This is a genomic window from Methylobacterium sp. Leaf94 (genome assembly GCF_001426045.1).
In the GTDB taxonomy this organism is placed as follows: domain Bacteria; phylum Pseudomonadota; class Alphaproteobacteria; order Rhizobiales; family Beijerinckiaceae; genus Methylobacterium.
Genome location: NZ_LMRM01000064.1, coordinates 145,975 through 163,605, shown reverse-complemented (window position 1 = coordinate 163,605; position 17,631 = coordinate 145,975). Strand labels below are relative to the sequence as shown.

Annotated in this window: 19 protein-coding genes; 13 read left to right on the top strand and 6 right to left on the bottom strand. The window is 70.3% G+C overall.

Going from position 1 to position 17,631, the window contains the following annotated elements; translation table 11 throughout:
- Positions 1–11: 11 nt before the first annotated feature.
- The 4 genes from ASG63_RS23380 to ASG63_RS23365 all read left to right on the top strand — a co-directional run bounded on the left by ASG63_RS23380 (position 12) and on the right by ASG63_RS23365 (position 4,075).
- Complete coding sequence (locus ASG63_RS23380; RefSeq protein WP_056222680.1) at positions 12–569, top strand: ankyrin repeat domain-containing protein; 558 nt, start codon at positions 12–14, stop codon at positions 567–569.
- Between the two features lie 65 nt (positions 570–634).
- Positions 635–2,407: a pyrroloquinoline quinone-dependent dehydrogenase gene (locus ASG63_RS23375; protein ID WP_056222677.1), complete on the top strand. Its 1,773-nt coding sequence runs from the start codon at positions 635–637 to the stop codon at positions 2,405–2,407.
- Between the two features lie 94 nt (positions 2,408–2,501).
- Positions 2,502–2,924 (top strand): acyl-CoA thioesterase, encoded by a 423-nt coding sequence (locus ASG63_RS23370; RefSeq protein ID WP_056222674.1) that lies wholly within the window; start codon positions 2,502–2,504, stop codon positions 2,922–2,924.
- On the top strand, positions 2,921–4,075 hold the full coding sequence (locus tag ASG63_RS23365; protein ID WP_056222672.1) for an endo-1,4-beta-xylanase: 1,155 nt from the start codon (positions 2,921–2,923) through the stop codon (positions 4,073–4,075). The genes ASG63_RS23370 and ASG63_RS23365 overlap by 4 nt, the downstream gene beginning before the upstream one ends.
- 67 nt (positions 4,076–4,142) lie before the next feature.
- Here the strand turns inward: ASG63_RS23365 and ASG63_RS23360 are convergent, their stop codons facing one another.
- Both ASG63_RS23360 and ASG63_RS23355 read right to left on the bottom strand, forming a co-directional pair.
- Positions 4,143–5,051, bottom strand: a complete 909-nt coding sequence (locus ASG63_RS23360; protein WP_056222669.1) for an alpha/beta hydrolase — start codon at positions 5,049–5,051, stop codon at positions 4,143–4,145.
- 146 nt (positions 5,052–5,197) lie between these two features.
- Positions 5,198–6,208, bottom strand: coding sequence for a lytic transglycosylase domain-containing protein (locus ASG63_RS23355; protein ID WP_200957573.1), 1,011 nt, complete (start codon positions 6,206–6,208; stop codon positions 5,198–5,200).
- A gap of 138 nt (positions 6,209–6,346) precedes the next feature.
- Here ASG63_RS23355 and ASG63_RS23350 point away from each other — a divergent pair, with 138 nt between their 5' ends.
- From ASG63_RS23350 to ASG63_RS25760, 4 genes are all read left to right on the top strand, one after another.
- Positions 6,347–7,975, top strand: a complete 1,629-nt coding sequence (locus tag ASG63_RS23350) for an ABC transporter ATP-binding protein (RefSeq protein ID WP_056222667.1) — start codon at positions 6,347–6,349, stop codon at positions 7,973–7,975.
- A gap of 11 nt (positions 7,976–7,986) precedes the next feature.
- Positions 7,987–9,207: a phosphopentomutase gene (locus ASG63_RS23345; RefSeq protein ID WP_056222665.1), complete on the top strand. Its 1,221-nt coding sequence runs from the start codon at positions 7,987–7,989 to the stop codon at positions 9,205–9,207.
- 19 nt (positions 9,208–9,226) lie between these two features.
- The gene (locus ASG63_RS23340) at positions 9,227–9,418 is read left to right on the top strand and encodes a DUF1192 domain-containing protein (RefSeq protein WP_056222663.1); all 192 of its coding nucleotides are present in this window, start codon (positions 9,227–9,229) and stop codon (positions 9,416–9,418) included.
- A gap of 207 nt (positions 9,419–9,625) precedes the next feature.
- Positions 9,626–9,787 carry a hypothetical protein gene (locus ASG63_RS25760; RefSeq protein ID WP_156394324.1) on the top strand — a complete coding sequence of 54 codons (162 nt, stop codon included), beginning with the start codon at positions 9,626–9,628 and terminating at the stop codon, positions 9,785–9,787.
- A gap of 9 nt (positions 9,788–9,796) precedes the next feature.
- Here ASG63_RS25760 and ASG63_RS23335 read toward each other — a convergent pair whose 3' ends face one another.
- Positions 9,797–10,891: a helix-turn-helix transcriptional regulator gene (locus tag ASG63_RS23335; RefSeq protein ID WP_056222660.1), complete on the bottom strand. Its 1,095-nt coding sequence runs from the start codon at positions 10,889–10,891 to the stop codon at positions 9,797–9,799.
- A 252-nt stretch (positions 10,892–11,143) separates the two neighbouring features.
- On the opposite strand from ASG63_RS23335, the gene ASG63_RS23330 reads away from it, so the two are divergent.
- The 5 genes from ASG63_RS23330 (at position 11,144) to ASG63_RS23310 (ending at position 14,683) form a co-directional block, all read left to right on the top strand.
- Positions 11,144–11,791 (top strand): TetR/AcrR family transcriptional regulator, encoded by a 648-nt coding sequence (locus tag ASG63_RS23330; protein ID WP_056222983.1) that lies wholly within the window; start codon positions 11,144–11,146, stop codon positions 11,789–11,791.
- Between the two features lie 78 nt (positions 11,792–11,869).
- Entirely contained in the window at positions 11,870–12,322 is a 453-nt protein-coding gene (locus ASG63_RS23325; protein WP_056222657.1) for a DUF2852 domain-containing protein, read from the top strand.
- 184 nt (positions 12,323–12,506) lie between these two features.
- Positions 12,507–13,148, top strand: a complete 642-nt coding sequence (upp, locus tag ASG63_RS23320; RefSeq protein WP_056222654.1) for a uracil phosphoribosyltransferase — start codon at positions 12,507–12,509, stop codon at positions 13,146–13,148.
- 91 nt (positions 13,149–13,239) lie between these two features.
- On the top strand, positions 13,240–14,250 hold the full coding sequence (locus tag ASG63_RS23315; RefSeq protein ID WP_056222651.1) for an NAD(P)H-quinone oxidoreductase: 1,011 nt from the start codon (positions 13,240–13,242) through the stop codon (positions 14,248–14,250).
- Between the two features lie 130 nt (positions 14,251–14,380).
- Positions 14,381–14,683: a hypothetical protein gene (locus tag ASG63_RS23310; RefSeq protein ID WP_056222648.1), complete on the top strand. Its 303-nt coding sequence runs from the start codon at positions 14,381–14,383 to the stop codon at positions 14,681–14,683.
- Between the two features lie 28 nt (positions 14,684–14,711).
- Here the strand turns inward: ASG63_RS23310 and ASG63_RS23305 are convergent, their stop codons facing one another.
- From ASG63_RS23305 to ASG63_RS23295, 3 genes are all read right to left on the bottom strand, one after another.
- Positions 14,712–15,593 (bottom strand): 3-hydroxybutyryl-CoA dehydrogenase, encoded by an 882-nt coding sequence (locus ASG63_RS23305; protein WP_056222980.1) that lies wholly within the window; start codon positions 15,591–15,593, stop codon positions 14,712–14,714.
- 189 nt (positions 15,594–15,782) lie between these two features.
- A complete protein-coding gene (locus ASG63_RS23300) occupies positions 15,783–16,730 on the bottom strand; it encodes an electron transfer flavoprotein subunit alpha/FixB family protein (RefSeq protein ID WP_056222646.1) in 948 nt (315 codons plus the stop codon).
- Positions 16,731–16,831: 101 nt separating this feature from the next.
- The gene (locus ASG63_RS23295) at positions 16,832–17,581 is read right to left on the bottom strand and encodes an electron transfer flavoprotein subunit beta/FixA family protein (RefSeq protein WP_056222643.1); all 750 of its coding nucleotides are present in this window, start codon (positions 17,579–17,581) and stop codon (positions 16,832–16,834) included.
- Positions 17,582–17,631: the final 50 nt, after the last annotated feature.

Genomic DNA, 17,631 nt, shown 5'->3' with positions numbered 1-17,631 from the left:
CGGACAGACCGATGGATCCCGAGACTTCTTCGACAGGCGAGACCTCGCCGAAACCCGAGCTCGACGCCGACACCCTGGCCTTCGCCGCTCGGGTCTTCCAGTATGCCCGCATGGGGCACGCGGAGGATCTCGCGACACTGTTCGGGCAGGGCCTGCCGGCGAACCTGCGCAACGACAAGGGCGACAGCCTCCTGATGCTCGCCGCCTATAACGGACAGGCCGAGGCGACGCGGGTGATCCTCGAGGCGGGCGGCGACCCCGAACTCGCCAACGACCGGGGCCAGACGCCGCTGGCCGGCGCCGCCTTCAAGGGTGACATGGCCATCGCCGGCCTGCTCCTCGCCCACGGCGCCCAGGTCGACGGCACGGGGACGGGCAGCCGGACGGCCCTGATGACCGCGGCCATGTTCAACCGCACCGAGATGGTCGCGTTGCTCCTCGCCCACGGCGCCGATCCGGATGCCCGGGACGGCTCGGGGCTCACCGCCGCCGCCCTGGCGGGCTCCATGGGCGCCGCCGACACGCCCGCGCAGCTCGCCGGGGCCGGACGCCCGGGCGCGCCGGGCTGATCGGAACCGTTCCCGTCCCAGAATCCGCTGCGGATCGCCCGGCCACGGGGCGACCGAGGTGAGGAATGCTCATGCCGAACACGTTTCGCCGCGGACTCACCGCCCTCATTCTCGCGAGCCTGCCGGGGGCGGCCCTGGCGGCCGACGACTGGCCGATGTTCGGCCGCGACCACACCAACCAGCACTTCTCGCCGCTCACCGGGATCGACCGGGGCAACGTGAAGGCCCTGCGCCCGGCCTGGATCTTCCAGACCGGCATCACCGGCTACTTCCAGGCGGAACCCGTGATGGTGGACGGGACGCTCTACGTCTCGACCACCCAGAACCACGTCGCCGCCCTCGATGCGCGCAGCGGACGGGTGCTGTGGACCTACACCCACAAGGCGCGCACGGAGAAGATCTTCGGGCCGCCCTCGAACCGGGGCGTGGCCGTCTCCGGCGGCAAGGTCTTCGAGGCGACCATGGACGGGCGGATCATCGCCCTCGACGCGGCCACCGGAAAGGTCCTGTGGGACCACGAGGCGGTACGCCCGGAGGAGGGTGAATCGGAGACCGCCTCGGCCCTGGCGGACACGCTCGGGGCCGGCACGGTCCAGGGGTCGAGCCGCCTCGGCTTCAAGATGCCGCCCCTGGTGGCCGACGGCCTCGTCATCGTCGGCGTCGCCGGCGCCGGCTACGGCCTGCACGTGGAAGACGCCAAGGGCGGCCTCGACGGCGGCGCGGTGGTGGGCATCGAAGGCGGCTACGGCCGCCGCGGCTGGCTCGCGGCCTACGACGCCGCCACGGGGGCCGAGCGCTGGCGCTGGTACGTGACCAAGTCGGACGGCTGGGAGGGCGCCTTCTCGGCGACCACGCCCGACGGGGTGCCGCTGCACCGGGACATCGCCGCCGAGAAGGCCGCCGCCCCGGCCCACCCGGAAGCCTGGCGGGTCGGGGGCGGCTCGCTCTGGATGACGCCGGCCTACGACCGGGATCTCGGGCTGATCTACGTCGGCACCGGCAATCCGGCGCCGCAGAATTTCGGCCTCTCGCGCCCGGGCGACAACCTCTACACCATGAGCCTCGTCGCCCTCGACGTCCGTACGGGGCAGTTGCGCTGGTACTATCAGCAGGTCCCGCACGACGAGTGGGGCTACGACGTGGCGAGCCCGCCCTTCCTCCTCGACCAGCCGACGCCGCAGGGCCCGGTCAAGGCCGTGGCGCAGGGCTCGAAGACCGGCTGGCTCTACGTCCACGACCGCATGACGGGGAAACTTCTAGCGAAGTCCGAGCCGCTGATCGCCCAGAAGAACCTCTACGCGCCCCCGACCGAAACCGGAACGGTGGTCAGTCCCGGACCGCTCGGGGCGATCTCCTGGCACCCGGTGGCCTACGATGCGCAGCGGGGGACCGCCTTCGCCCAGGTCCGGCACGGAGCGACCACCTACGTGGTCCGAACGGTCCCCGCCTCGGGCGACCGGCCGGCGATCCGCTACACCGAGACCACCGAGGCCAAGGGCGAACCGAGCTTCAGCACCCTGACGGCGGTGGACCTCGCCCGGGGCGGCGCCATCAAGTGGACGGTGAAGGGCGGCAGCCGTCTCTCCGGCGGCACGCTGGCCACCGCCTCGGGCCTCGTCTTCTCCGGTGAGGAGGACGGCCATCTCGACGCCCACGATGCCGAGACCGGTGCGATCCTGTGGCGCTTCCAGTGCGGCGCCGGCATCGGCGGCCCGCCCATCACCTACGCCCTCGACGGCCGGCAGTACGTCGCGGTGGCGGCCGGCGGCGCCTCCTTCACCAAGGGGTCCGGCTTCGGCACCGGCGACGCCCTCGTGGTCTTCGCACTGCCGGATTGAGAACCTGGCCGCTCCACGGCCGATGTGAGATGACGGCGCGGGCGGCGCAGGGCTTGCGTGCGCCGGTCCAGCGCAACCAGAGACCCTCTCCTCCATGACGACCGACGCCTCCGCATCGCGCCAGCCCGACGACCGCGGCCCGCCCGTGGTGCGCACCATCGCGATGCCCGCCGACACCAACCCGGCCGGGGACATCTTCGGCGGCTGGCTGATGGGCCAGATGGATCTCGCAGCCGGCAACATCGCCGCCCGGCGCTCCAGGGGCCGCTGCGCCACGATCTCGGTGGAGGCCATGACCTTCCACCGACCGGTCATCGTCGGCGACGAGGTGAGCATCTACGCCTGGATCGTGCGGGTCGGCCGCACGTCCATGGGCATCCAGGTGGAGGTCTGGCGCCGGGAGCGCGAGGGCGAGGAGACCATGAAGGTCACCGAGGGGCTCTTCACCTTCGTGGCGATCGGCCCGGACCGCCGGCCCCGGGTGATCCCGCCGGAGCCCGAGACCGCCGGGGCGTGAGCCGTCCCGGCCCCTCCCGCCGAGCCGTCCTCGGCGGCGTTCTCGGCCTTGCCGGGAGTCCCGTCTTCGCAGCAAAGCCCGGCTTCGCCGCGGCGCCATCGTGGTCGGAGGACAGCCTCCAGGCGGCGGCCGCGCGCAAGGGGGTGGCCTACGGCTCGGCGGTGAACGGCGTCACCCTGCGGCAGGACCCGGCCTACGGGCGCGCCCTGGCTCGGGAGGCCGGCATCCTCGTGTCCGAGAACGCGATGAAGCTGACCTATGCCTGGCGGGCACCGGACAGCCTCGATTTCACCTACGCGGACGAAGTCGCGGCCTTCGCGGAGGCCAACCGCCAGCGCCTGCGCGGCCACACCCTGGTCTGGCACGAGGGCCTGCCGGTCTGGGTCGGCGAACGGCTCGCGGCGGGGGAGGGCGAAGCCTTCCTGCGCCGCTGGATCGGCGCCATGGCCGGTCGCTATCGGGGGCGGATCGAGGCCTGGGACGTGGTCAACGAGATCTGCGGCCCCCAGGACGGGCGCCCGGACGGGCTGCGGCGCACCCCGTGGCTCGCGGCGCTGGGGCCTGCTTACGTCGATCTCGCCTTCCGCATCCAGCACGCGGTTGCACCGGACGCCGCCGGGGTCTGGAACGAGAACGATCTCGAACTCGACGCGGACTGGATCGACCAGCGCCGCGCGATGGTGCTGCGGACCCTGGAGGGGATGCGGCGGCGCGGCGTGCCGATCCGCCGGCTCGGCCTGCAGGGGCACCTCTACGCGAAACACCCGCTTAACCAGGACAAGCTGCGTACCTTCCTGCGCGAGGTGGCCGGCCTCGGGCTCGCCATCGAGGTCACGGAACTCGACGTCAACGATCGGACCTACCCCGCCGACCTGAATGCCCGCGACCGGGCGGTGTCCGACCTGGTCCGCCGCTTCCTCGACGTGGTCCTGGACGAGGCGGCGGTGCTCAACGTCCTCACCTGGGACATCACCAACCGGAACACCTGGCTCAACGCCAATCCCGAGCGCCGGCGCCCCGACGGGCTGCTCCAGCGTGCCCTGCCGCTGGATGAGAACCTCGCGCGCACGCCGCTCTGGTCGGCGATGCGCCGGGCCTTCGCCGATGCGCCGGACCACCGGCAGACGCGGGACGCCTTGCGCGGCGCCTGAGCCCCTGGAATCTGTCTTGTCGTCTGTCGTTTCGGGATAACCGGTTTTAGCTGCGCCCCGACAGATCCTAGCGGGGGACCATCCGCGCCTGCTGCGGTCGGTCGCCGGCGTGCTGGCGCAGGAAGGCCGCCATCTCGGCGAGCTCGGGGGCCTTCGACCGGAAGGTCACGGAGAGCGCCAGCAGGGTGTCGGCATGGTCGAGCCCCGCATAGATCCGCTCCTGCACCGGCACGCGGGCAGCGCGCAGCCGCGCGGCGAGGCTGCGCGTGTTGGAAGGGCGCACGGTGGTGTCGCCGTCGCCGGAGGCGAGGAAGGCCGGCGGCGAGTGCGGGCCCGCGAAGGTGATGGGCTGGGTCGCCGCCGTGTCGGGGGCCTCGCCGAACAAGTCCGTGGCGGTGCCTGCATCCAGCGGCAGGAAGTCGTAGGGACCGGACAGGCCCGCCACCGCCCGGATCACCCGCGGATCGACGCCGGCCCGGCGCAGGTAGGACGGGTTGAGCGCGAGCATCACCGCATTGTAGGCGCCGGCCGAATGCCCGGCGAGGACCACCCGGCTCGGGTCGCCCCCATAGGCGGCGATGTTCCGCTCGACCCACGCCAGGGCCTGGGCCCCGTCGTCGAGGAAGTCCGGGAACCGGACCTCCGGATAGAGCCGGTAATCCGGCAGGACGGTCACGAAACCCTGCGCCGCGAGGGCCTGTCCGACGAAGGCATAGTCCTCCTTCGCGCCGTTCTTCCAAGAGCCACCGTAGAAGAACACCAGCACGGGGGCGCCGGTGGGGCCGGCCACGGGGGTGAAGACGTCGAGGCGCTGGCGCGGATGGGCGCCGAACGCGGCGTCCTTCAGGCTGATCCGTCCGCCCTGGTCCCGGGGACCGATCGCGTCGAAGAAGGCGAGGGGGGAGCAGGCCGTGATGCCGAGCGCGACGAGCGCGAGTCCGGCGAGGCTGGCAAGGACGGCAAGAACCCGGGTCATGCATCTCTCTGTTGGGGGGCGAGCCCCCTGTGACAGGGCCGGCGCGGCGGATTCATGGCGCGAATGCAATTCATGGCGCGAGGTCGATTTGTGGCGACCTGTCGCGTCGCGGTGCGAAGCGGGTCCTCAGGTTCTTGGCGTCCCGATCAGGTTCTGAGGACGAGGCAGGCGCCGCCCACCTGCCGGATGCGCCCGCACAGGCCGTCGGCGGCCTCCCGGCTCTGGGCCGGGATGCGGATGCGGTAGAAGGCGCGGGTGCCGCGGCTGCGCAGGCGGGTGCCGATGATCATCGGACGAACGTCGCCGATCACGCTTGTGTAGAGCTTCCGTGTTCGCGCGAAGCTCTGCAGCGCCAGCGATTTCGAGAAGTTTCCGGCGAGCTGGATGCCCCAGGGCGCCGCCGGCCCCTCGTTTCCGCCGAGGGCGAACCGGTCGCCGCGCGACGGAATGCGCAGCGCCGCCGTCACCTTGAGGCAGCTGGTCTCGGAATTGGCCCCGGGCTCAGAAGCCATGGCCTCGGGTTTCTTCGGTCCGAGATCCTTGGTCTCCGGCGTCTTGGTCTCCGGCATCTTGGTCTCCGGCATCTTGGTCTCTTGCGTCTTGGTCGAACCGTCCTTCGCTTTCGGCGCGTCCTCCTCGGGCATCTCGATCGCCGCGCCCGGGCGCCAGGCCTCCGCGGGCGAGCCCGTGATCGCCAGGACGTAGTTCCGGGTCTCGGTGGGCAGGCCGCCTCTGCCCGCGAGCCAGGCCGAGACCCGGCCCGGCCCGCCGTTGTAAGCCGCCGCCGCCAGCCCGAGATTGCCGAATTGCCGGTTGAGGTCGGCGAGCAGATGAGCCGCGTGCGGGATCGCCTGCTCGGGATCGAACGGATCGGTCAGGCCGCGCTCCCGGGCCGTACCCGGCATGAACTGGGCGACGCCCTGCGCGCCCACGGGGCTCACGGCGGTGACCCGGAAGGCGCTCTCGCGCCAGATCAGGCGCGTCAGGAACGGCACCGGCAGGCCGCGGGCCTTGGCCGAGCCCTCGATGAGGCGGCACAGGGCCTGTTCGACCGTCTCCGTCGCGCCCTCGGCGGCGGCGCGAGCCGACCCTGGGGCTAGGACACCGAGGAGGAGGGACAGCAGGGCGGCGGAGAGACGGCGAAGGGGCAAGGTCACGGTCGGGTTGTAGAGCGTGCGCGCCGACGATCAATTACAAACGCCCCCGACCGCGTCGCATCCGCGTTCGCCGATCCCGTCCGCCCACGCTATAACCCGCGTGCTGGCGAATTCCGCCCCGCTGCAGAACAGGCCTCGATGCCCGAAACGCTCCTCGACGTTCAGGACCTGTCGGTCGCCTTCCGGGCGCGGGAGCGCGAGACCCGCGCCGTGGATCGCGTGAGCTTCACCATCACGGCCGGAGAGACGCTGGCCCTCGTGGGGGAATCCGGCTCGGGCAAGTCGGTGACGGCCCTCTCGATCCTGCGCCTCCTCGACGGCAGTGCCTACCATCCGGGCGGCCGCATCCTGTTCAAGGGCGAAGACCTGCTGACCCTGCCGGAGAAGCGCCTGCGCGGCATCCGCGGCGCCGACATCACCATGGTGTTCCAGGAGCCGATGACCTCCCTGAACCCGCTGCACACGATCCAGCGGCAGATCGGCGAGGTGCTGGAGGTGCATCGCGGACTGTCCGGTCGCAAGGCGCGGGCCCGCATCCTCGAACTGCTCGAACTGGTCGGGCTGCGCGACGCCGAGCGCCGCCTCAACGCCTATCCGCACGAGCTCTCGGGCGGACAGCGCCAGCGCGTGATGATCGCCATGGCGCTCGCCTGCGAGCCCGACCTGCTCGTGGCCGACGAACCGACCACCGCCCTCGACGTGACCGTCCAGGCGCAGATTCTCACCCTGCTGGCCGACCTGCAGAAGCGCCTCGGCATGGCGATGCTGTTCATCACCCACGACCTCGGCATCGTGCAGCGCATCGCCGACAACGTCTGCGTCATGCTCGCCGGGCGCGTCGTCGAGGCCGGCCCGGTGGCGGAGATCTTCGCCCGGCCGCAGCACGACTACACCCGCCGCCTCCTCGCCTCGGAGCCGAAGGGCCGGGCCAACCCGGTTCCCCCCGATGCCGGGCGCCTCCTGGAGGCCGGCCCGCTCAAGGTCTGGTTCCCGATCCGCGAGGGTTGGCTGCGCCGGACCACCAGCCACGTGAAGGCGGTGGACGGGGTGTCCCTGCGGGTCCGGGCCGGCGAGACCGTCGGGGTCGTCGGCGAATCCGGTTCGGGCAAGACCACCCTCGGCCTGGCGCTCCTGCGCCTCACCGGCTGCGAGGGCCCCATTGTGTTCCTCGGCCGCTCCATCGCGGGCCTGCCGCCCGCCGCCATGCGCCCGATCCGACGCGACATGCAGGTGGTCTTTCAGGACCCCTACGGCTCGCTCTCGCCGCGCATGACGGTGGCGGACATCGTCGCCGAGGGGCTGTTGGTCCAGGGCGCGGTCAAGACGCGGGCTGAGCGGCAGGCGGTCGTCGCCAAGGCCCTCGACGATGTCGGCCTCGATCCGGCAACCATGAACCGCTACCCGCACGAGTTCTCCGGCGGCCAGCGGCAGCGCATCGCCATCGCGCGGGCCGTCGTGCTCAAGCCCAAATTCGTCGTCCTGGACGAGCCGACCTCGGCCCTCGACCGCTCGGTCCAAGCCCAGATCGTCACCCTCCTGCGCGACCTGCAGCGCGAGCGCGGGCTCGCCTACCTGTTCATCAGCCACGACCTCAAGGTGGTGCGGGCGCTGGCGAACTACGTGCTGGTGATGCAGAACGGCCGCGTCGTCGAGGAGGGCCCGGCCGAGGACATCTTCGCCGCGCCGAAGACCGCCTACACCCAGGCGCTGTTCGCCGCCGCCTTCGATCTCCAGAGCGACGCCGTCGCCGATCCGATCCCGGCCTGAGGGGAACGGGCATGCCGCGCGCCTTCCTCATCGTGCTCGATTCCGTCGGCATCGGCGGCGCGCCGGATGCCGCTCGCTACGGCGATGCCGGGTCCGATACGGTCGGACACATCGCCCGCGCCTGCGCCGAGGGGCGGGGCGACCGGGCTGGCCTGCGGCAGGGCCCCCTGGCACTCCCGAACCTGGCCCGCCTCGGCCTCGGGCTGGCGGCGATGGGCGCGACCGGCGCGGTGCCGCCCGGTCTCGCGATCCCCGGCGCCCCGACGGGCGCCTACGGCCACGCGGTCGAGGTCGCCGCCGGCAAGGACACACCCTCGGGTCACTGGGAGATCGCCGGCGTGCCGGTCCGCGAGCCCTGGGGCTACTTCCCCGTCGCGGTCCCGACCTTCCCGGCCGCGCTGACGGAGGCGCTGATCGCGCGAGCCGGCCTGCCGGGCATCCTCGGCGACTGCCACGCCGCCGGCGTCGCGATCATCGACAGCCTGGGCGCCGAGCATGTCCGGACCGGCCGGCCGATCTGCTACACCTCCACCGACAGCGTCTTCCAGATCGCGGCGCACGAGGACAGCTTCGGGCTGGAGCGACTCTACGACACCTGCCGGATCGCCCGCGAGCTCTGCGACGCCTACCGGGTCGGCCGGGTCATCGCCCGGCCCTTCGTCGGCAGCGCGCAGGACGGGTTCCGGCGCACCGCCAACCGCAAGGACTATGCGGTCGAACCGCCCGGCCGGACCCTCCTGGACGTGCTCCGAGCCTCCGGGCGGAGCGTCGTCAGCGTGGGCAAGATCGGCGACATCTTCGCCCATCGGGCGACCGGGCAGGAGATCAAGGTTGGCGGCAACACCGCGTGTCTCGATGCCGCGCTGACGGCATTCGCGGCGCTGCCGGAAGGCGGCCTCGTCTTCCTCAACCTCGTCGACTTCGACACCGAGCATGGCCATCGCCGGGACGTGCCCGGCTACGCCGCCGAACTCGAACGCTTCGACGCCCGGCTGCCCGAGATCCACGACGTGCTGCGTCCCGGAGACCTCTGCATCATCACTGCGGACCACGGCAACGATCCGACCTGGGGCGGAACCGAACACACCCGGGAACAGGTTCCCGTGCTGGCCTTCGGCCCCGGCGTCTCGCCGGGGTCCCTGGGCCGACGCGAAACCTTCGCGGATATCGGCGCGACCCTCGCGCAGCATCTCGGGGTCGCGCGCCTCGATGCGGGGACGGGCTGGCACTGACGGACGAGAGGGGAGCACCATGCGCGACGAGGACGACCGAGCCATCCGGCAGACCATCGCTCACCGGGTCGGCGAACCGTTGGACACGCTGTCGGTCGAGGATCTCGAGGAGCGGATCCGACTGTTGCGGTCCGAGGTGGAGCGGCTGGAGGCGGCGCGGCACGCCAAGAAGGCGGCCCTGGAGCGGGCGGGCTCCCTCTTTCGGCTCTAGGGGCTCCCCCGAAGGAATCGCTTTAAAGTTACATTTCCTGCGAAGGAATTCCCGCTTTCCCCCAAATGGGGGATGAAGGCCGCCCAACCCCACGCTTGAATACTCTCCAAACCACGGGCGAGGGCGGTCATGCTGGAGAGATGGACGATGGCGCCATGGATGCGCCGGCGGGTTGCGCGACACGTGCAGCGGGGCACGAGCGATCGGATGATCGCCTGCCTGATCAATCCGGCCCCAGCGCCCTTACCCGACAGCGATGCGCCGAGCGCGAACAGCGCCGAGATCACCGTCCAGTATGATCTTTCGAACGTCATCCTGTTCCGCGCCCTGGGGGCGAATCGGGTGGGCGGCGGCCGGGACGCCCGGTGACCTCCGCCGTCACCGGATCAGGCTGAGGCCCGAGATCAGCCGGGCCAGGTCGACCTGGCGCGTCACACCTGTCTTGGCGAAGATCGCCTTGACCTGACCGCGAATGGTTTCCGGCCGCACGCTCTGCTGCGCGGCGAGGATCGCGATGGTGACGCCGTCCGCGATGCCCCGCGCGATTCGCGCCTCGGCCGCCGTCAGGTCGAACAGACCGGCCAGCAATTCGGTGCCCGGGACGGGACGCGGCAGGACCGGGGCGGCGATCATCAGGAGGGTGCCGCCACCGAAGACGTCCTGGGCCTGCCCGCGCATGGGCAGCAGGTGGAGAACCATGGCGGGATGGTCGTCGTCGGCCGGGATCGGAATGGAGCGCGCCGCCTGCGCCCGCTGACCGGCGAGCACGTCCGCCATGAGGGCGTCCGCACCGGGATGGGCAAGGGCGACCCGCTCGCGCTGATCGCGCACCACCCGCGGCACGAGGCCGGTGAAACTCGCATTGCGTTCCTGCAGGCGCCCGTGGCGCGAGAGGACGGCCGCCGGGAGGCCCAGCACCTCCAGGGCGCCCACCGCGGCGCGTGCCCGTTCCAGCTTCAGCCGGGCTGAGACGAGGGCCGCGCGGCCCAGATGCGGCCGCAGGGTGTCGAGGACCACCGTCGCGGCCTGCGGCACCGGACCGTCCGTGTAGCGCCGCTCGATGCTGAAGATCAGCGTGTCGCCGGTGGTCAGCGGGCAGGCGGTGGCGGCACCCCATCCGAGCCCGCGCGGACGCAGGAATTGCTGGATCAGGACGTCCTGCTCCAGTTCGGCCTGGGTGTAGACGTCCTGCTCGCGGATGAAGCCCGCATGGCGGGCGGCGAGAAGCTTCGCCGTGCGCTGACCGGCGCTGCTCCAGCCCCCGGCGGCGAAATCGGCCATGACCTGATCGAGGGATTCGCTGTTGATCCAGCGATGGGTTTCGAGATCGGCCGCGATCAGGACCGTTCCCTGGGCGCCGGCGATGGCGGCGAGTTGGTCCAGGACCGCAGGCCACAGCTCGGGCAGGATCGCCGCCTCGTAGATGAGGTCCGTCAGGGTTTCGAAATCACCCTGTCCCGTCGACTCCCGCACGGCTCGTGATCCACAGCCCAAGGTTTCTACTTCGTAAATATCATGGGGGCAAAGCTTCGCGCCCGACAAGCGTCTTCGAGACGGAATCCCGTGATCTGCCCGTCGGATACGGGAAACCCGACGGGATTCGACCTCCGTGGCCCCGGGGAGGTCTCGTCAGCCGATCCCTTCGTGTTAGGGGAGGGGGAGACGGGGAACCTTCGGCCGATACGACCGGTCCTGTCGATGCGGAGCGGGGGCGGGGAGTTTGGCGTGCGGCATTGGCGCGAAGGACCGGGTGACCGGCGAAGCTACCACCACGGCAACCTCAAGGAGGCGCTGATCGAGGCGGCGCGCCGCTTCATCGCCGAGCGCGGCATCGGCGGCTTCACGCTGGTGGATGCGGCCCGCCTCGTCGGCGTCACGCCGGCGGCGCTCTACCGCCATTTCCGCGGACGCGAGGCCCTGCTCGAAGAGGTGGCCGGCCGCGGCTTCGCCGACCTCGCCGAGCGCCTCGCCCGCGCCCTCACGGCCAAGGGCACTCCGCTGGAGCGGTTCACCCGGATGGGCGAGGCCTATCTGGCTTTCGCCGAGGAAGAACCCGGCTACTACGCGGCGATCTTCGAGACCCGCGGCCTCGCCGCCGCCGAACCGAACGCAGTGCCGAGCCTCCGACCGAGCCCGTTCGACCTCCTGGTGGAGGCGCTTCAGGCGACCTTTCCGGAGGGGTTCGGCGGCGTCGCGCCCCGGTTCATCGCCCTGGAGGTCTGGGCCCTCGCACACGGCCTCGCAACCCTCTCCGCGTCCGGACACCTGCCGAAATCCGCCGGCATGCCGGACAAGTACGAGCTGCTGCGCGCGGGCGTGCTCGCCCTCGTCCACGGCGCAGCAGCGGGCGGCCGGACGCGCGAACAGGCCTGACCGATTGAGCGCCCCTTGAAAGCGCGTCGCTCCATCCGCAAGTGAATGTCGTTCACATTTACATTGGAGCCGTGAGCCGTGAGCTTCTCTTCCTCCCCCTTCACCACCGGGAAGGTCTGCCGTAGCGGCCCCTTCCCCAAGCGATCCCTCGAAGTCGGCGCCATCGTCGTCGCCTTCGTCTACTGGTGGCCCTTGGCCGCCGCCTACATCGCCTGGAAGGTCGCGGGGTATCCCGCGCTCAGCGAGTTGCGGGGCCTCGCCGGCCGCGGCTTCTCGTGGAACGCGAGCGCCACGCGCTCGCGCTTCGCCGCGGCGTTCGAGTCCGCCAATGGCGGCAGCACCGGCAACCTCGCCTTCGATGCCTACCGCCGCAGCGAGATCGAGCGGCTCGATGCCCAGCGCCGGGCCCTGCAGGAGGAGAGCCGCGCCTTCGCCGAGTTCGTCGAGGAGCTGAAGCGGGCCAAGGACCGCGAGCAGTTCGACGCCTTCATGCAGAAGCGCCGCAGCGCGGACGCCACCCGCGCGGTCTGAGCGACCTCTCCGCCGAAATGGAAGGACGCGAGGGCTTCCGGCGCAGGTCGGGAGCCCTTTTTGCCGGGCGCAATCCGTCCGAAGACCTCGCTCGCAATCCCACGATGCTCTAGAAATCCGGTCCCGGTCTTGCCTCGGTCTCCCGCCGCCCAGGATCAGACCTCGGCTTCATGGAGATCCAGCGATGCAGCCAGCCGCCGCGACCGTCCGGGTGGTGGACCACCCCCTCGTGCAGCACAAGCTGACCCTGCTGCGCCAGCGCGAGCGTTCGACCAAGGGCTTCCGGCAGATCCTCAACGAGATCGGCATGCTGCTGGCCTACGAGGTCACCCGGGACCTGCCCCTGGAGACGGTGACGATCGAGACTCCGATCCAGTCGATGGAGGCGCCGCAGATCGCCGGCAAGAAGTTGGTTCTGGCGCCGATTCTGCGGGCCGGCGTCGGCTTCCTCGACGGCATGCTGTCCCTGGTGCCCTCGGCCCGCGTGGCACATGTGGGGCTCTACCGCGACCCCGAGACTCTGGAAGCGGTGGAATACTACTTCAAGGCGCCCTCCGATCTGGTCGACCGGACGGTCCTCGTGCTCGACCCGATGCTCGCGACCGCGAACTCGGCGGTGGCGGCGATCAACCTCCTGAAGCAGCGCGGCGCGCAGGACCTGCGCTTCGTCTGCCTGCTCGCGGCCCCGGAGGGCATCGCCCGCCTGCAGGCCGCCCACCCGGACGTCCCCGTCTGGACCGCCGCCATCGACAGCCACCTCAACGACCACGGCTACATCGTCCCAGGCCTCGGCGATGCCGGCGACCGGATGTACGGCACCCGCTGAGCACCGCCCGCGCGGCGTGATCTTGCCAAGCCATGATCTTGCCAAGTACCAGCCGGGCGGCACATGACGGGGCTTCCAGGAGGAGACCCCGATGACAGCCAGCCTGCCCGAGACCATGCGACAGATCCGCTTCACCGCTGCCGGCGGGCCGGATGTGCTGGCCCTGGAGACGGTGCCGCTGCCGCAGCCCGGGCCTGGCCAGGTGCTGATCGAGGTCGTCGCCGCCGGGATCAACCGGCCGGACATCCAGCAGCGCGAGGGCAAGTACCCGCCGCCGAAGGGTGCCACCGAGATCCCCGGCCTCGAGGTCGCCGGCCGCATCGTCGCACTCGGTGAGGGCGTCTCCGGCGTCTCGGTCGGCGACGAGGTCTGCGCCCTGGTGATTAGCGGCGGCTACGCCGAGTTCGCCGTGGCCGAGATCGGCCAATGCCTGCCGAAGCCCGCGTCGCTCTCGCTGGTGGAGGCCGGGGGCCTGCCGGAGAACTACTTCACCGTCTACAGCACCGTGATTGAGCGCGGGCGGCTCAAGGCCGGCGAGTCCTTCCTCGTCCATGGCGGATCGAGCGGCATCGGATCGACCGCCATCCAGATCGCCAAGCATCACGGCGCCCGCGTCTTCGCCACCGCCGGCTCGGCCGAGAAGTGCGCCTTCTGCCGCGATCTCGGCGCCGAGGCGGCGATCAATTACCGCGAGGCCGACTTCGTCGAGGAGGTGAAGCGCCTCACCGATGGTAACGGCGTCGACGTCATCCTCGACATGGTCGGGGCGCCGTACCTCGCCAAGAACCTCTCGGCCCTGGCGATCGAGGGGCGCCTCGTGCAGATCGCCTTCATGCAGGGCTACAAGGTCGATGCCTTCAGCATGACCCCGATCATGATGAAGCGCCTGATCTTCACCGGCGCGACGCTCCGAGCCCGGCCGAAAGCCGAGAAGGCGGCGATCGCCGAAGGCCTTGCCCGGGACGTCTGGCCGCTGCTCGAAGCCGGGACGATCCGCCCGGTGATCCATGCCACCTTCCCGTTGGAGGAGGCCCGCAAGGCGCACGAACTGATGGAGTCGAGCGCCCATCTCGGCAAGATCATGCTGATGACCGGCCGCTAGGTCGGACCTCGGCGGGAACTCCGCTCTCGACCGTCGCGTTTCAGACCCGAGCTAGAATCACGGGCAGGATTCACGGGAATCGGTGCTCGGGTCGAAACATCGGTCTTCGGACCGTTCAAGCGAGGATCGCATGGCAGAGAATCTACACGGTCAGGAAGCCCGGCAGGGCAAGCGCGGCAAGCCGGTACTCTACGTTCTCGTGGCCAGCCTCGTGCTGCTCGCGATCGCCATCACCGGCCTGATGACCTGGCAGGGCGCGAACTCGCCCAAGGACTACGCCAGCCAGAGCCAGGACGCCTCCCGCCAGGAAGTGACGGGGTCCGTGAAGGGTTCGTCGAACGCGACGTCGTCGTCGAACACCGGTTCGGTTCCGGCCGCGAACCCGGCCTATCCGAGCCCGGCCCAGCCGGCAGCGAACGGCAACAAGCAGTAAGTCTGAAGGTCGTCCGTGCCGGTCCGCCTCAGCGGGTCGGCACGGGCGTTTCGCCGCGATAATCGTAGAAGCCGCGCTTGGACTTGCGGCCGAGCCAGCCGGCTTCGACGTATTTCACGAGCAGCGGACAGGGCCGATACTTCGAATCGGCCAGTCCCTCGTAGAGCACCTGCATCACGGACAGGCAGGTATCGAGGCCGATGAAGTCGGCCAGCTGCAGGGGCCCCATCGGGTGGTTCGCCCCGAGCTTCATCGCGGTGTCGATCGATTCCACCGAGCCGACGCCCTCGTAGAGCGTGTAGATCGCCTCGTTGATCATCGGCAGCAGGATGCGGTTGACGATGAAGGCCGGGAAATCCTCCGACATCGTCGACGTCTTGCCAAGCTTGGCGATGAAGGCCTTGGCCGATTCGTAGGTCGGGTCTTCCGTGGCGATGCCGCGGATCAGCTCGACGAGCTGCATCACCGGCACCGGATTCATGAAGTGGATGCCGATGAAGCGCTCTGGCCGATCGGTCGAGGCGGCGAGTCTCGTGATCGAGATGGACGATGTGTTGGTGGCGATCAGGGCATCGGGTTTCAACGACGCGCAGAGCGTGCTGAAGATCTGGCGCTTGGTCGATTCGTCTTCGGTGGCCGCCTCGATGACGAGGTCGCAGGGCGCAAGGTCGTCGAAGCTCTCCGCTGCCACGATCCGCGAGACCGCGCTGCGGCGCTGATCGTCCGCGATGGTGCCCTTGGCCACCTGTCGGGCGAGATTGCCGTCCACGGTGGCGAGGCCGTTGTGGATGCGGGCCGGGTCGCGGTCGTTCAGGCGGACGTCGAGCCCCGCCATCGCGCAGACATGCGCGATACCGCTGCCCATCTGCCCGGCGCCGATGATGCCGACCGTCCTGATATCGATGCCCATCGTCTGCACTCGCACCCCTGGGTCGTCCCGCCGTCGCGGTCCGGGTCCCGCCCGGCCGCCGAGGACGCCCGTCTCGCTTATAACGTTTCGCGGCAGCAGCGTCCTAGAGCATTTCCACGCTGGAAGGCCATCCGTACCGGGCGATCGGTGCGCGCGCGGCGCGCACTGGCCGGACGTGCCTGTTCCGCCTCAGCCCTTCGCCTTGGCGATTTCGGCCTGCAGCTCGGGGACGATCTGGAACAGGTCGCCCACGAGGCCGTAATCCGCCACCTGGAAGATCGGTGCGTCCTCGTCCTTGTTGATGGCGACGATGACCTTCGAGTCCTTCATGCCGGCGAGGTGCTGGATCGCGCCCGAGATGCCCACCGCGACGTAGAGCTCCGGTGCCACCACCTTGCCGGTCTGCCCGACCTGCCAGTCGTTCGGGGCGTAGCCGGCATCGACGGCGGCGCGGGAGGCGCCCACGGCGGCGCCGAGGCTGTCGGCCAGGGGCTCGATCAGCTCCTTGAACTTGTCCGAGGAGCCCAGCGAACGGCCGCCGGACACGATGATCTTGGCTGCGGCCAGCTCGGGACGGTCGGACTTGGCGATCTCCTCGCCCTTGAAGCTCGACTTGCCCGAGGAGGCGGCCGCCTGGACCGGCTCGATCGGGGCGGCCGCACCGCCCTCGCCGGCGGGCTTGAAGGCCGCCATGCGGACGGTGATCACCTTCTTGCCGGCGCCGGCCTGCACGGTCTGGATCGCGTTGCCGGCGTAGATCGGACGCTCGAAGGTGTCGGGGGAGACCACACTGATGATGTCGGAGATCTGCGCCACGTCGAGGAGGGCGGCCACCCGCGGCAGCACGTTCTTGCCGGTGGTGGAAGCCGCCGCGACGACGTTGTCGTAGGGCTCCGCCAGGGCGACGAGCAGCGCGGCCGTCGGCTCGGCGAGGAGGTGGTCGTAGGTGGCGTCCTCGGCCAGCAGCACCTTCTCGATCCCGTCGAGCTTGGCGGCGGATTCGGCCGCGGGGCGGCTGCCGGCGCCGGCCACGAGGGCGTGCACGGGTCCGCCCAGGGCGACGGCGGCCGTCAGAGCCTTCAGGCTCGCGTCGCGGCCCGCGCCGTTGTCGTGCTCGATGAGGAGTAGGGTAGCCATGGTGTGCGAACCTCGAAATCGATCAGCAGGAGGGTCCCGGACCCCGTCTCACCCGCCGCGTCGGCGCGGCGGGGTCTTGAAGCCATCGGCGGGGCGGGGTCTCAGAGAACCCCGGCCTCGCCCTTCAGCTTCTGCACGAGTTCGGCCGGGGACCCGACCTTGATGCCGGCCTTGCGCCCGGCGGGCTCCACGGTCTTGAGCACGGTGACCCGCGGGGTCACATCGACGCCCAGGGCATCGGGGGCCAGCTCCTCGAGGGGCTTCTTCTTCGCCTTCATGATGTTGGGCAGCGAGGCGTAGCGCGGCTCGTTGAGGCGCAGGTCGGTGGTGACGATGGCCGGCAGGGTCAGGGTCACGGTCTGGAGGCCGCCATCGATCTCGCGGGTAACGTCGATCGCGCCCTCGCCGAATTCGATCTTGAAGGCGAAAGTACCCTGGGGCCAGTCGAGGAGGGCCGCCAGCATCTGACCGGTCTGGTTCGAATCGTCGTCGATGGCCTGCTTGCCGAGGATGACGAGGCCGGGGGCCTCCTTCTCGACCAGGGCCTTCAGGATCTTGGCCACCGCCAGCGGCTCGACCACGCCGTCGGTCTTCACCAGGATCGCCCGGTCGGCGCCCATGGCGAGGGCAGTCCGAAGAGTCTCCTGCGCCTGCTGCGGACCGATCGAGACGGCGACGATCTCGGTGACCTTGCCCTTCTCCTTTAGGCGAATCGCCTCCTCGACGGCGATCTCGTCGAAGGGGTTCATGGACATCTTGACGTTGGCGAGGTCCACGCCCGAACCGTCGGCCTTGACCCGGATCTTGACGTTGTAGTCGACGACCCGCTTGACGGGCACCAGAACCTTCATGGCGTTCACAATCCTCCGCGCGGATAATGTTTTTCGACCAGGCCGGCGCG

Excerpts from the sequence above, each read along its gene's own strand:
- ASG63_RS23305 (WP_056222980.1), bottom strand. The coding sequence starts at position 15,593 with ATGGGCATCGATATCAGGACGGTCGGCATCATCGGCGCCGGGCAGATG.
- ASG63_RS23350 (WP_056222667.1), top strand. The coding sequence starts at position 6,347 with ATGCCCGAAACGCTCCTCGACGTTCAGGACCTGTCGGTCGCCTTCCGG.
- ASG63_RS23310 (WP_056222648.1), top strand. The coding sequence starts at position 14,381 with ATGGCAGAGAATCTACACGGTCAGGAAGCCCGGCAGGGCAAGCGCGGC.
- ASG63_RS23370 (WP_056222674.1), top strand. The coding sequence starts at position 2,502 with ATGACGACCGACGCCTCCGCATCGCGCCAGCCCGACGACCGCGGCCCG.
- ASG63_RS23340 (WP_056222663.1), top strand. The coding sequence starts at position 9,227 with ATGCGCGACGAGGACGACCGAGCCATCCGGCAGACCATCGCTCACCGG.
- ASG63_RS23295 (WP_056222643.1), bottom strand. The coding sequence starts at position 17,581 with ATGAAGGTTCTGGTGCCCGTCAAGCGGGTCGTCGACTACAACGTCAAG.
- ASG63_RS23360 (WP_056222669.1), bottom strand. The coding sequence starts at position 5,051 with ATGACCCGGGTTCTTGCCGTCCTTGCCAGCCTCGCCGGACTCGCGCTC.
- ASG63_RS23345 (WP_056222665.1), top strand. The coding sequence starts at position 7,987 with ATGCCGCGCGCCTTCCTCATCGTGCTCGATTCCGTCGGCATCGGCGGC.
- ASG63_RS25760 (WP_156394324.1), top strand. The coding sequence starts at position 9,626 with ATGATCGCCTGCCTGATCAATCCGGCCCCAGCGCCCTTACCCGACAGC.
- ASG63_RS23375 (WP_056222677.1), top strand. The coding sequence starts at position 635 with ATGCTCATGCCGAACACGTTTCGCCGCGGACTCACCGCCCTCATTCTC.
- ASG63_RS23300 (WP_056222646.1), bottom strand. The coding sequence starts at position 16,730 with ATGGCTACCCTACTCCTCATCGAGCACGACAACGGCGCGGGCCGCGAC.
- ASG63_RS23380 (WP_056222680.1), top strand. The coding sequence starts at position 12 with ATGGATCCCGAGACTTCTTCGACAGGCGAGACCTCGCCGAAACCCGAG.
- ASG63_RS23315 (WP_056222651.1), top strand. The coding sequence starts at position 13,240 with ATGACAGCCAGCCTGCCCGAGACCATGCGACAGATCCGCTTCACCGCT.
- upp (WP_056222654.1), top strand. The coding sequence starts at position 12,507 with ATGCAGCCAGCCGCCGCGACCGTCCGGGTGGTGGACCACCCCCTCGTG.